Here is a 13,327-nt window from a genome sequence, read left to right as displayed (position 1 = left end):
TGAAAAGAAACTACGATGCCAGCTCCCGCTGGCAAGGGTGAACGGCCGTTTATAAGTTGCGATACTTTCTGGACGCGTTCCAGGCATAGTTCACGAAATACCAGGACGAAGCCAGGACGCCCAGTTTTTCCAGGTCGCGATAGGCGCGCCACACTTTCATGGCCGATTTGCTCTTATTGCGAGAGAGGGACTGGTTCACCACTCGGTAACGCATCAAGTCTTCGCGCAAGCCATGCGCAACCAGCCCGCGCTTGAGCACGGTCAGCCACAGGGCAAAATCATCATAATACGTACGCGTGATGGCAAATGGCCCGGTCTTCTCGCGATCGATGATGGCGGTGGAGGTGGCAATGGCCGTATTGCCAAGCAACTGCCGATAAGTGAGGCTCAAGGGAATCGTAATCGGTTCGCCACAGCTCTCGCCATTCTCGGAAATACGCCGGAAACTGGTGTAGGACAAGGGGGCCGCCGTGCTTTCCATGAAAGCCAGCTGGCGCGTGAGCTTTTCCGGTAGCCACACATCATCGCTATCGAGAAACGCAATATAGCGGCCGCTGGCAACCTTCAATGCAGTTTCGCGCGCCACCGCCGCACCACCGTTAGTTTCATGGCGAATCAGGCGAATGCGCACATCATCGGCAGCCAGGCGCTCAATGACGGCGCACGTATCATCTTTCGAACAATCATCGACGATCAGCATTTCCCAGTGCGGGTAAGACTGGCTTTGCGCCGAACGTATCGTCTCCTCCACAAACCTGGCCGCGTTATAGGCCGGTGTGATGATCGATACCAGTTTATTATTTTCCATGCCACAAATCCCCAGTAGGTAACTTTTCACGCGCGCGGTCCAGCCAACGCAAACCAACGCGACGGCCGATGTCAATTTCCGGGCGTATAGGCCTTGCCTCATCGAATACAGCCAGCTGATCCCATTTCTTGTCCAGCATCTTGGCAACCACTTCCATTTCGCTGCGGTCGTCGGCAGCCACTTCCGGGTCATCGGCTTCGAGCTTGCCGGAACACAACGCACGCACGATCCTGTCGGCGTCGGCACCCGCAAAATAGCGGTAGCGCGTAGGCGTCAGCGCTTCGACATAATCGGTGAACTGGGCAAAGCGCCGCGCCATCGTATAGCCATAACGCAAGGTACGGCGAATCACATCCAGCGGTTCATGCTGCTCCAATGCCTGCAGCTTGTGCAATTCGCTACGTTTATCCAGATGCACGGCGATGCCCGCTTCCTGATACGTGGAATGGCCCAGGCAGATGATCTTCTTGCCGCAGGCACCCGCCTCAAACGCAGCGCTGCTGCCATTGACCAGCAAGATGTCACATTGCTGGATCAGGTCAAAAGTACTGGCCGTTTCGCGTGCGCCGATACAGCGTATGCCCTGGCCTTTTGCCCAGTCGGCGTAATAGCGTTCGGAACTGGTGCCATCGGCGACGCCAATCTTTTCACTCCAATTGGGGTGGCAACGCAACACCACGTTCGCTGCGGGAATGCCAAGCGAAGCAAGCACCAGTTCAAAGCCTTCCACATAGCTTTCCCAGCCGCTTTCCTGTTCGGGATGGCCCTGGAATTCATTACGGCTGCTTGGCAGTATCAATATCTTGGGACCGGCAACGGCATCGGTCGGCCAGTCGGCCTGGGTGGCATTCAAGTTATAGGCACGCCACTCCTTCAGATTCGTGCGCACAAAGCGCGAAGCAATTAACTGGGCCGCCACGCCAGCCTGGCGCGCCGTCAACGGCACGTCGCGGTACTGGATATTCAGACGGTCGACGTCTTTCAAGGACAAGCAATTGGCCTGGGGGATGAATTGCAAGCCATCGCTAAACCATGGCCGCTCCATCGTCAGGTAAGGAATATCCAGCTGTTCGCACGCATAGGTGATGGCACGCGTGCCATCCATCCTGCCGTTAAAACAAATCACACCATCCAACTGATTGTTTTTGATCCATTGCGCGGCATTGCCAAACATCGTTTCGACGGGCTTGTGGAATGTGGCTCTCAACGCCAGATAGTCGGGCAAATGCGTATCTGCTTCCGTTTCCGTACGCAGCAAGGTACATGCGCTCGATGAAGCCAATAAATTACGCTCGTCTTCGGACAAGTCGACGCGATGTTTGGCGCGTACCGAGGTGATTTGCGAAACCGGGAACGAACGGATGCCGCCAGCCATGCAAGTTGGACACTCCGCCAGTTTGGAGGTTCCCTTCAAGGCACGTCCATAGCAATTATCAAGCGCGCCGTCGCACGTCAGGAAGAACAATTCGTGGCCGGCCTCTTTCAGCAGTGTCGACACATAGTACAAATGTTCGACATGGGGCCGAAACGAATACAGAGAAACTAAACCTAAACGCATTTTTACACCTACTTTATTTTGTAATTCTGAATTTTGAAAACAATACGCCGAACATGATAAATTCGAACACGATGAACGGGAAGCTCATGATGTCAGCGGCAAAAAGCAATGGCGACAAGAAAAGAATCGTATAGACGGACGACACGAAACCGATACGCATGAGCGACATTTGCTTTGCCTTGATGAAAAAATTCGCGACACCGACCAATCCTCCCAATAGCAAAATTCCCACAAACAATAAAACATACCCGCCATCATGAAATAATGCCCCAGGCAACGATGGAAACCGTCCAGCCAAGAACCAGTCCGTGCTTTGAGGGCCGATCAGGCCCAGTTTGGCAAAAATTCCGCGCATATGATTGAACAGGATAAAAGGATCGCCTGCATAATCGGTTTGATGCTGCAGATATTCGGCAAAGATGAAAGCGCTATGGCATAAATACGTGATGATCAACATGCCAAATGCAACCAGGGAACCGAGCGCCGGGAATGTCCTTTCCAGTTGTGCCGGCCAGGCCGCCGTTTTCAATTCCATATATTCCTGCATCGCCTCAAGATATTCGGCGCCAGAAACACCGTCATGGGTAGCGCTGGCGCGTGACATGAATACATAGAAAATATAAATCGTGGCAACCCCACCTAAGATCAGCAGCCCCATCTTTGTTTTTTTTGAAAATGTATACGCCTTGCCGCCGCGCTCCCGACGGATAACATAAAATGCCACGGCAAAACATAGTGTCAGCAAGATAATCGACCGGCCGCCGATCAAAATCGAATTCAACATTAAAAAGAAAAACAGACCAAGCAAGGCAAAGCCGATCTTTACCGGACGCAGGTGCATCGGGTTCAGCATGAGAGGAACCAGCGTCAGGATAAAACAGGTCGACAGTGCATACCCAATCATGCTGTACGGCGATGACACGCCTTCGCGCCCCTCGCCCAATTCACGCCATTCTTCCCGCGCACGCGCCAGCTCACCGCTATAGTCAATATGCTGCACCTGGATCTTATCGAACATCAACGCCAGCAAGCCGACCAATGCCAATAACAGCGTCAGACGAATCAACTTGTCCGATATACCTTGTACTTGCTGCAGATAATACCCACTATCCACCCGAAGTTTTTTTTCAAGAAAATAATTGGTCAATACCGCCACCAGTGACGTCAGTGTCACAAATCCAGCATCCAACAATACCACTTGATTCATTTCCGACGTCATTGAATATGCCGGTGCAAGCAATACCAGCAAAAAATATAATATCCAGACCCCTACAAATACACGCAAGCTATAAGACATAAATCCTGCTCAATAAAATATCAATTTGACAATTCGCAAGACAATAATGTCAGGCCATTGCTCAAGGCTAAGCCAGACAGAACGAACTCATACAGGGCCGCACCGGCGTAACGCCGCCCCGTCGCCTGTGTAACAGGAAAAGACAGCAGGTTGTCACCAGCGACCAGATCCCGCTCATGTTCGCCCAGACGCAAACGCCCTCCGGCGGCGGCATGCAGTTTCATCGTAAGGCAGGCCGCAACTTCTGGCGATAATGCAATCCGGGTACGTTCGCCCATGCGCGCGACCAGTATCTGCGCCTGCAACTGGCAATCGAAGCCTTCATACAAATAGGGAATCGCGTCACACTGTGACGCATCCAGGCTGACCGGCGGCAGCCACGTCAGGCGCTTGCCTATCGGCTTGGCCGGTACCCCGGCCACGATACTGTAGGGCGCAACAGATTTGCTCACCACCGAGCCGGCACCCACCACGCAGCCCCGCCCTATCGTCACGCCGGGAAGAATTATCGTGTTGACACCAAGCCAGCAGTCCTCGCCAATCACCACCGGACGGTCATAATCGCTAGCCGGCCTGGCGCCCACAGGGGCAGCAACACCATTCAGAAAAAACTGTTCCTGCCATTGAATCGGCAAGCCTGGCCAGCGGTCAAAAATATGCGTGCCCGACGAAATGAAGATATTCGCTGCCAATATGCAGTTCGCACCGATCCTGACATTGCCATTCAAGGTCACGCCTTTTTGCAGCGTAGTTCTGTTGCCGATCGATAACACACCATTGCTGCGCATTTCAATATCACGATAAAACCAGCAATGTGAACCGATCACGACTTGCGATGCAGGGCCGATCTCCAGCACAGAAGCAGCGCCAATTTTTGTGGAGCGGCCAATCTGTAAACGGGCAACGCTACCTTCAATACGGACAGACGGATGCAGCCGGACACGCTGACGCGCCCAGAAAAAACAGCTCCACCAACGCCAAAATGGTGAAAGCTCAAAAATTCTTTTTATTTTTTTCACGAACCAACCTTATACCCTGCAAAAAATGCAACGACAGCATTCACAATATAATTCCCCACGGCTAAAAATAAGGCCAGCAAGGTGAAGTTATACGGGTCGCCCGTCCAATCAATACCCTGCAAACCATAACGGCAATACAGGAATGCCGTCAAAATCAAGAAAGATTGTGTGACCAGCAAACTAATGTGCCGATGCACGATAATCAAATAGCTGGACCAAAAATCCGATACCCTGAAGGCAGCTGCCAACAGCAAAGGCAGGAACAAAGGCAAGGCATCGGTATATTGCCCATACCATTTCGGAATAATCCAAGCAATCAGGTAGTTCGCCAAAAATGCCGCCGCAAATGAAAACAACAATAGACCGATTGAAACCATGGCGGTGACACGCAGCGCTTTTCTGTCCGATCCCGCAACCCGCCGCTGCGCAATAAGTGGAAACAAGCCAGCGTTCAACAAGCTCTGTATCGACATGGCAGCCACCAAGGGTATCCAGGAAAATGAATACAGGCCGAATTGTTTGGCAGTCAGAGCATCGGCGGCAATCCACCGGTCGGCACTGCTGCTCAGGAACGCCAATGTCGTTCCCAGCAACAATATTCCCGCGACAGACCATTCTTTGCGAGTAAAGCCCTTCTTGCACAAACGCAAGAAAATACCCCATGAAAAATGGGCGGCAACCAATAATTTCTGCATGATCCGGCCGGCCAGGACAACGGTCACCAATAACTCGGCCAGCAGGATGCCGATCCCCCCGCCCCCCAGCAATGCCACCACGCTAGCCAGTGCCAAAGAGAAAACAGTTCTCGACAGAATATGCATGGAGTACGGGATCATTTCCAACCGGCTACGGCTATCCAACACCAGCAACATGAAACTCTGCAGGGCCCAACCATGCAAGACTGCAATCAAAAAAACCAGTGCACTGACCTGTAGCGGGACAAAACTCAATAGTGGCAAAAAAAACAGCAACAATGCCGCCACCGATGTAATCATGCCGGCCTTGCCCAATATCACCAGGCCAAAGCGATAGCGGTGATGCGCAAATACAGTCGGTAAATCGCGCTGCGCCAGTATTTGGAAACCAAAACTGCCGGCCACACAGAAAAAGCCGGATATCAGCAGTGCTTTGGACAACAATCCAAACTCGGCGACGTCCAGCAACTTGGCATAAATACCGATGCGCACCAAACCGAGCAAAGCTGCAAAACCTAGTATGGGCGTATATTTTAGGTGCGCAATAATGCGCACCGTCATTGTTCTGGCGCGAGCAACTATATTCAACAAATCACATCCGTAATCTGTTTCAGCCTGTCCGGCGCGACATTATCGTGCTGAACGCCATAATCGAACAAGGCGAACTGCATCTGCAGCAGCAATCGAGGCTGATGTATGGGCGTACTGCCTTTATGCATGCAATACGTATCTTCGGCAAAACCTGTGCCAGCCCTGCCGTTAATGCTCAGGATATTTTCCTCACCATAAAACTGTTCAATTTCCTGATCGCGCCAGCGTCGAACCAGGAAATGGTCACGCAGGTGCAAACGTGGCGGGCGGGCGTGGGATCCTGGCACGCAGACATGCGCCCCATCATTTTCAACATCGCTCAAATAGAAAAAGAACTTGAAGAAACTGAAGTCATCCAGGTCGCTATGAAATACATGCGCATGGCGCATCCTGTCTTCCGCAGAGGCATCCACAGGAAAGGTCCACCAGCAATTCGTCCCGACGTGCGTAGGAATGCTCCCTAAATACTCGGCTGCAACTAACAACAGAAATGGATCATTGCGCAACCGTTCGATTGCCGGGCAGTTTTTTTCCGTGTTCAGGTATTGCGCCACCAATACCGGCTTGCCGAGATGTGCTTCCGCATCAAGCCGCTGCTGCACCACAAAGCCTTTTTCAGGCTCACGATCCGCATAGCATGACGCTTGATCGGTATAGGCGCAAATCTCCGCCAGCAAGGCCGGCGGCAAGGCCAGACCAAAAGCGACACCATCGCGCCGCAACTCTGCTACAAAAGCATCCGGATCACAATCGGCAAAAACGCTTTGGGGCAGAGCGGCGCGCAACTGTTGCTTGTATTTCACCCAAGCACTTTTTTGCGCATAATGCCGTCCGGCCTTCACCGCATGCCGTACCAGTTTGAAACGCGCAATACTACGCATCGCAACATATCCTGGATTTTTCTTGAATGAACCAGCCAATTGCATCAATTTTGCTACCGCCATTTATGCTCCTAAAGGCATGCATCAGAAAAAAACTACCAAGGTCGCCAGAGAGACTGGCCACCACGCCGCCCTCTGGAATCCCTATTTACAGACTTAATTCCTTCTTGAAATACTCGATGGTGCGCGTCAAGCCATCTTCCAGGTTGACCTTCGGCTCCCAACCCAGCTTTTCCTTGGCCAGCGCAATGTTTGGCTGACGCTGTTTCGGATCGTCCGATGGCAAGGGTTTGAAGACCAGTTTGCTGGTCGAACCCGTCAGTTTCAACACCATTTCGGCCAGTTCCAGCATCGTGTATTCACAGGGATTACCGATATTCACAGGACCGGTGAAATCGTCCGGCGAATTCATCATGCGAACCATTACATTGATCAAATCATCGACATAGCAGAAGCTGCGAGTCTGCTGGCCTTCGCCGTAGATAGTGATGTCTTCGCCGCGAATTGCCTGCACAATAAAATTGCTGACGACGCGGCCATCGTTCGGATGCATGCGCGGACCATAGGTATTAAAGATGCGCACCACTTTGATCAGCAAAGCGTGCTGGCGCCAGTAGTCGAAGAACAAGGTTTCAGCACAGCGCTTGCCTTCGTCATAGCAACTACGGATGCCCACCGGATTCACCCGGCCCCAGTACTCTTCCGGTTGCGGATGCACTTCCGGGTCGCCATACACTTCCGACGTCGATGCTTGCAGGATGCGCGCTTGCAAGCGCTTTGCCAGTCCCAGCATATTAATGGCGCCATGCACGCTGGTCTTCGTCGTTTGCACGGGATCGAACTGGTAGTGCACAGGCGAGGCCGGGCATGCCAGATTGTAGATTTGCTCAACTTCCACATACAAAGGAAAGGTGACGTCGTGGCGCATTACTTCGAAATACGGATTGGTCATCAAATGCGCGATGTTGCGTTTGCTGCCGGTAAAGAAATTATCGACACACAACACATCATTGCCAGTCCGTATCAACTCCTCGCACAAATGTGAGCCAAGGAAACCGGCACCGCCGCTTACTAGAATTTTTTTCATCGCAATATACTTTTAAAAGTTTGCCTATTCGGCAGGTTTGGCGGACAAGCGCCCATCTCAATCTGTGGCGATGCGGCTATGCCCGGCGGCCAATCGGGAAATATTCAAAACCATGTGCCAGCACCATCGCCGGGTCGTAAATATTCCGTCCATCGAAAATCACCGGCGTTTTCAATTTGTCTTTAATCACGGCAAAATCAGGGCTACGGAATTCTTTCCACTCAGTCACGATCACCAAGGCATCGGCATCATCCAAGGCACCCAAATGCGATTCCGCAAAGGTGATTCCATCTTGCCCAGCATAAATTCGCTTGGCCTCATGCAGGGATACAGGATCGTAAGCGCTCACCACGGCACCGGCCGCCAGCAAATCGGCGATCAGCTCCCGGCTTGGCGCTTCACGCATGTCATCCGTATTCGGCTTGAAGGCCAGGCCCCATATGGCGAAATGCATGCCTTTCAGGGTAGCGCCAAAACGGGCCTTGATTTTTTTTGTCAGCACATGCTTTTGGGCATTGTTGACTGATTCCACAGCATTCAATATCTGCAAATCCTGCTGGTGTTCCTTGGCGGTGCCGATGAGCGCCTTGACATCCTTGGGGAAACAGGAACCGCCATAGCCGCAGCCCGGATACAGGAAGTGATAACCGATGCGGGGATCGGATCCCATGCCCAAGCGCACCGACTCGATATCGGCGCCGAGGCGCTCGGACAAATCGGCCAGTTCATTCATAAAGGAAATACGCGTTGCCAGCATCGCGTTCGCTGCATACTTGGTCAGCTCGGCCGACTTCACATCCATGATGATCAGGCGCTCATGATTACGCTGGAACGGCGCATACAATTCACGCATCAGATGAATAGCCTGCTCATCATCGGCGCCGACGACAATGCGGTCAGGGCGCATGAAATCGTCGATGGCAGCGCCTTCCTTCAAGAATTCGGGATTGGACACGACGCTGTAGGCCAGATCGGCAGAACGCAAGGCCAATTCTTCTGCAACAACAGCAGCTACCTTGCTGGCCGTGCCGACCGGTACCGTCGACTTGTCGACAATCACCTTGTAGCCCTGCATGTGCTGACCGATGCTGCGCGCTGCCGCAAGCACATACTTCAGATCGGCCGAGCCATCCTCATCTGGAGGCGTACCGACAGCAATAAATTGCAGCGCAGCATGATCAACTGCTTTCTTGACATCGGTGGTGAACTGCAAGCGGCCGGCGGCGATATTACGCTGTACCATTTCCAGCAGATGCGGCTCAAAAATAGGAATGCCGCCTTCATTCAGGATACGAATCTTTTCCGCATCCAGGTCCAGGCACAGCACATTGTTGCCGACTTCCGCAAAACAGGTACCGCTGACCAAGCCAACATAACCCGTGCCAATGACAGTCACATTCATAATATTACTCTTTTAAAAATCTTATACTTTGTTAATGGATAGTGGCTATCCCGCCTGATGCAGGCCCGGTAACGGAAGCCGGCATCATGCCCATACGACCATGCGAAAGCGATGCTTAACCGATCAGGTCCCAGGACAGGGGCGTGCCGCGCGGTACATCGCTGGTCACGCACTTGCCCAGGAAAACATCCATGAATTTGGTCGGCAGGCCCAGGCCTGGACGGATTGCACGCAGATTTTCCCGCGTCAACATCTCGCCGGCCTTGATATCTTGCGAAACATACAGCGAACGACGGAATTGCAGCGATTTCATCTCGGCTGCGGTGGGACCGTAAGCGACATGTCCCAGCGCTTGCCAGGCACGCTCGGTTTCCACCACCAATTGCGCCATTTCAGCCGGTTCCATCGAGAACGTGCTATCGACGCCGCCATCGGCACGACTTAAGGTGAAGTGTTTTTCCACCACGCTGGCGCCCAGCGCCACGCTGGCCACCGATACGCCCACACCCATGGTGTGATCGGACAGGCCGACCTCGCAGCCGAATAATTCACGCAAATGCGGAATCGTCAGAATATTCGTATTCGCGGCGGTGGCTGGATAAGTGCTGGTGCATTTGAGCAGGATCAAATCACGGCAACCGGCCTCGCGCGCCGCGCGCACAGTTTCATCGAGCTCGGCAACGGTTGCCATGCCTGTGGAAATAATCACTGGCTTGCCAGTGGCTGCCACGCGACGTATCAACGGCAAGTCGGTGTTTTCAAACGAGGCAATCTTGTAGCAGTCCATGTCCAGCGTTTCCAGGAAATCGACTGCCGTGTCGTCAAACGGCGTGCTGAACGGAATCATGCCAAGTTCACGCGCGCGCTTGAAGATAGGCGCGTGCCATTCCCAGGGCGTGTACGCTTCACCGTACAGCTTGTACAGCGACGTGCCGGCCCACAGGCTCTTGGGATCGCTGATGTGAAATTCCCGCTCATTCAGATCCAGCGTCATGGTATCTGGCGTGTACGTCTGAATTTTCAGGGCATGCGCGCCTGTTCTGGCCGCAGCCTCAACAATCTCAAGCGCGCGTTCCAGCGATTGATTGTGATTGCCGGACATTTCCGCGATCACGAATGGAGGATGGTTTTTGCCGATCAGGCGATTGCCGATTTTTATCGAATCAGTCATATTTTTAGTTCACCTTCTTAAAATAGCATGTGGAATCCCTGACATACGATGCAGCCAGGAACAGGCGGTGCGAAGGCTGGTTATCGCCCAGCACTTCGGCCCGTATTATCTTGATATCAGAACGCGCCGTACGCAGCCATTGCTCGGCACTTGCCAGCAATTCAGCCCCCAGGCCCCGTTGCTGCAGCCCGGGAACCAGGTAAATCGAGACTTCGGCGCTATCGTCATGCACATCAAACCGCACCACGCCTGCAGCATAGCCATCGGCGTGATGACCAATCAGCAAAATACGCTGCGCATCGTTTAACACGGCATCGAACCAACGTTGATGATTCTCTGCCGTGATCGGCGCCGTATTGCGCGACACAGCACGGATTGCATCATTGTTACGCCAGGCCATCAAGTCCGCCGAGTCCCCTGCAGTGGCAAGGCGCAATGCGATGGCATTGCTCCCCATCAGGCGAGCCACGCGCGCAGCACCGCGGCCATCGACAATCTCGAGACTGCGGCGTGACAGGAAATTGCGCAAATCCGGATTATCCAGCAATGCCAGATAATGGCGTAAGAAGGCCTCTTCCAAGCTGTCAGCAGGCGCGATCCGCGGCGCATAAATGAAGCCGGCACGCGCCGCATCGTTGACCAACTGCCGCTGATTTTCCGCGACACAAACCGTTAACGCCGGCAGGCCAAGGCAGCAACGTTCCCACGTGGCAGTACCGCCTGCCCCCATCGCCAGATCGGCCTGCGCCATCAATTCGGCCATGCGCGAGGTTTGAACGTGGCAATGAAAGCCATGCTGCGTACAGCTGGCTTCGATCGCAGCACGCGCCGGGTGTTGCGCACCAATCACGACATCGACCTGCACCTCGGGCCTGGCAGCGCGCGCCAGGGCGGCAATAGCAGGCGTCGTGTAGTTGTCGGTGTCTATCCCGCCAAAGAACACCAGGACGCGCCGCACAGCGGCATCGCGCGGCTTGGATTGCTGCGCCACAAACTCCTGGCGCAGCAAGGCGTAGGCTGGGCCCAGGAGTTTTTTGCACGACGACGGCAACAAATGATCGTAGCGCTGCTGCATGTCCAGATAAAAATTCTGGTCCAGCAAAATATCGCAGTCATGCCGGCGATCAGCAAGGTCGTCGACGACCATCACCGTGTCAGCGAATGACCTCGCCGCACGTTCCCACTGCTCATCAAGCGCGTAATGATCGACAATCAGGCAGTCATACATAGGCCTCAGTGACAAGGCCTCGCGCAGATCCGCAATTTCCTGCTCCAGGGAGACACCCAGCCAGGAAAAATGCGCAAGCTGACTGGCAGCGACCGCCGCGCCATCAACAGGCGCGGGCAATGCAATCACTTCGAACTTCTTGGACACCAGCCAGTCGATATAGTTTCCCGTCAATTCGCGGCAAACGAAGGTAACCGCCGCCCCGCGCGACCTGAGTTCTTCCGCCAGGGTTGCACAACGCATGACATGTCCGCTTCCCATTTGCAAGGAAGCATCCACGCGGATAACGACGGAGCTGCTCATCGTACCTTGAACAATGGTTCCAAGGGTTTGCAGCGCAGCAAACTTTCCAGCGTGCCATCCTTGACGGCGGCGACCAGCATCGGCACGACTTCTTCATAAGCCGCGAACAGCTTCTCGAGATCGCTGTCGCTATGGCTGTAATTGACGTTATGGGTACCGAAAGTCAGAATTCCGCGCGCCAACATTTCTTGCATGAACAAGGTCTTGATATACCATTGCGTGTACGGAGCAGCATCCTTGATCAGCACGAAACTCCAGCTCGGATGGCCGGCAACGCCCATGATGTGCTGCGCAGCATTCGCCTCGATGATGGCATTGAGGCGGTCGATAATTTTCTGCCCCTGCTTCTTGATCGTCGCCACGACAGGTTCGCGCTGCAACTTTTCCATCGTTGCCAGGGCCGCCGCCAGCGACAGCGTTTCGCCACCGAAGGTGAAAGAGAAGAAGATTTCTTCCATCAGCTTCATGACGTCGGCACGGCCGGCGATGGCCGATACCGGATAGCCATTCGCCAAGCCCTTGCCGAACGTGGCGAGATCGGGCGTGACGCCAAACAACTCTTGCGCACCGCCATTGGCGTAGCGGAAACCGGTGATGGTTTCATCGAAGATCAGCAGTGCGCCGTGCTTGTGAGCCAGTTCCTTGACGCCCTCGAGGAAACCTTCCACCGGCACGTACACATTCATCGGCTCGAGGATGACGGCCGATATCTGCTCGGGGAAGTCGGCAAACAGCTTTTCCAGCGATGCCAGGTCGTTGTACGCAAAGGTATGCGTGAGTTCGCGCGTGGCAACGGGAACGCCGCGGTTGCGCGCGGTCGAACCGATGTACCAATCCTGCCAGCCGTGGTAGCCGCACACGGCCACATGTTCGCGGTTGGTGTAAGCACGCGCCACGCGGATGGCGCCGGAAGTGGCATCGGAACCATTCTTGCCGAAACGCACCATCTCGGCACACGGCACGATTTCACAGATTTTTTCCGCGACCTGCATTTCAATCTGATGCGGCAGGCTGAAGATCACGCCTTCGTCCAATTGCGCCTTGACCGCATTGGTCACGTCCTCGTCGTTGTAGCCGAGCGTGATCGACGCCAAACTGCTGATGAAGTCGATGTATTCATTGCCATCCACATCCCATACATGGCTACCCTTGCCGCGTTGAATAAAGTACGGCGAAACACCCAATGGAAACTGGGTTTTGCTCTTGCTGAAAGTCTGCGAGCCGAGCGGGATCGTTTTAAGGGCGCGTTCCAATAACTCTTCAGAGCGTTGATAGCGTGTAGACATA

The 13,327-nt window shown here is 53.9% G+C and carries 11 protein-coding genes; all 11 read right to left on the bottom strand.

What is annotated here, in order from left to right:
• Positions 1-49: 49 nt before the first annotated feature.
• Entirely contained in the window at positions 50-808 is a 759-nt protein-coding gene (locus ACPJXG_RS04560; protein ID WP_425253544.1) for a glycosyltransferase family 2 protein, read from the bottom strand.
• The gene (locus ACPJXG_RS04555) at positions 798-2,366 is read right to left on the bottom strand and encodes a hypothetical protein (RefSeq protein ID WP_425253543.1); all 1,569 of its coding nucleotides are present in this window, start codon (positions 2,364-2,366) and stop codon (positions 798-800) included. The genes ACPJXG_RS04560 and ACPJXG_RS04555 overlap by 11 nt, the downstream gene beginning before the upstream one ends.
• 13 nt (positions 2,367-2,379) lie before the next feature.
• Entirely contained in the window at positions 2,380-3,663 is a 1,284-nt protein-coding gene (locus ACPJXG_RS04550) for an oligosaccharide repeat unit polymerase (protein WP_425253542.1), read from the bottom strand.
• A gap of 20 nt (positions 3,664-3,683) precedes the next feature.
• A complete protein-coding gene (locus ACPJXG_RS04545) occupies positions 3,684-4,682 on the bottom strand; it encodes an acyltransferase (protein WP_425253541.1) in 999 nt (332 codons plus the stop codon).
• Positions 4,679-5,965: a hypothetical protein gene (locus ACPJXG_RS04540; protein ID WP_425253540.1), complete on the bottom strand. Its 1,287-nt coding sequence runs from the start codon at positions 5,963-5,965 to the stop codon at positions 4,679-4,681. The genes ACPJXG_RS04545 and ACPJXG_RS04540 overlap by 4 nt, the downstream gene beginning before the upstream one ends.
• Complete coding sequence (locus ACPJXG_RS04535) at positions 5,962-6,912, bottom strand: hypothetical protein (RefSeq protein ID WP_425253539.1); 951 nt, start codon at positions 6,910-6,912, stop codon at positions 5,962-5,964. Before ACPJXG_RS04535 ends, ACPJXG_RS04540 begins: the two co-directional genes overlap by 4 nt.
• An 85-nt stretch (positions 6,913-6,997) precedes the next feature.
• Positions 6,998-7,936, bottom strand: coding sequence for a UDP-glucuronic acid decarboxylase family protein (locus ACPJXG_RS04530; protein WP_425253538.1), 939 nt, complete (start codon positions 7,934-7,936; stop codon positions 6,998-7,000).
• Between the two features lie 76 nt (positions 7,937-8,012).
• Entirely contained in the window at positions 8,013-9,338 is a 1,326-nt protein-coding gene (locus ACPJXG_RS04525) for a UDP-glucose dehydrogenase family protein (RefSeq protein WP_425253537.1), read from the bottom strand.
• A gap of 115 nt (positions 9,339-9,453) precedes the next feature.
• Complete coding sequence (gene pseI, locus ACPJXG_RS04520; RefSeq protein WP_425254716.1) at positions 9,454-10,440, bottom strand: pseudaminic acid synthase; 987 nt, start codon at positions 10,438-10,440, stop codon at positions 9,454-9,456.
• A gap of 73 nt (positions 10,441-10,513) precedes the next feature.
• Entirely contained in the window at positions 10,514-12,040 is a 1,527-nt protein-coding gene (gene pseG, locus ACPJXG_RS04515; RefSeq protein WP_425253536.1) for a UDP-2,4-diacetamido-2,4,6-trideoxy-beta-L-altropyranose hydrolase, read from the bottom strand.
• Positions 12,037-13,326 (bottom strand): aminotransferase class III-fold pyridoxal phosphate-dependent enzyme, encoded by a 1,290-nt coding sequence (locus ACPJXG_RS04510; RefSeq protein ID WP_425253535.1) that lies wholly within the window; start codon positions 13,324-13,326, stop codon positions 12,037-12,039. Before ACPJXG_RS04510 ends, pseG begins: the two co-directional genes overlap by 4 nt.
• Position 13,327 lies beyond the last annotated feature (1 nt).

The organism is Janthinobacterium sp. NFX145, assembly GCF_049810325.1.
Taxonomy (GTDB): domain Bacteria; phylum Pseudomonadota; class Gammaproteobacteria; order Burkholderiales; family Burkholderiaceae_D; genus Janthinobacterium; species Janthinobacterium rivuli.
Note: the sequence above shows the minus strand (reverse complement) of the source record. Positions and strands in the feature narration are given on the sequence as shown.

Bases quoted from the DNA above. Each gene is read 5' to 3' on its own strand.
- ACPJXG_RS04560 (WP_425253544.1), bottom strand. From the start codon at position 808: ATGGAAAATAATAAACTGGTATCGATCATCACACCGGCCTATAACGCG.
- ACPJXG_RS04555 (WP_425253543.1), bottom strand. From the start codon at position 2,366: ATGCGTTTAGGTTTAGTTTCTCTGTATTCGTTTCGGCCCCATGTCGAA.
- ACPJXG_RS04550 (WP_425253542.1), bottom strand. From the start codon at position 3,663: ATGTCTTATAGCTTGCGTGTATTTGTAGGGGTCTGGATATTATATTTT.
- ACPJXG_RS04535 (WP_425253539.1), bottom strand. From the start codon at position 6,912: ATGGCGGTAGCAAAATTGATGCAATTGGCTGGTTCATTCAAGAAAAAT.
- ACPJXG_RS04530 (WP_425253538.1), bottom strand. From the start codon at position 7,936: ATGAAAAAAATTCTAGTAAGCGGCGGTGCCGGTTTCCTTGGCTCACAT.
- ACPJXG_RS04525 (WP_425253537.1), bottom strand. From the start codon at position 9,338: ATGAATGTGACTGTCATTGGCACGGGTTATGTTGGCTTGGTCAGCGGT.
- pseI (WP_425254716.1), bottom strand. From the start codon at position 10,440: ATGTCCGGCAATCACAATCAATCGCTGGAACGCGCGCTTGAGATTGTT.
- pseG (WP_425253536.1), bottom strand. From the start codon at position 12,040: ATGAGCAGCTCCGTCGTTATCCGCGTGGATGCTTCCTTGCAAATGGGA.
- ACPJXG_RS04510 (WP_425253535.1), bottom strand. From the start codon at position 13,326: ATGTCTACACGCTATCAACGCTCTGAAGAGTTATTGGAACGCGCCCTT.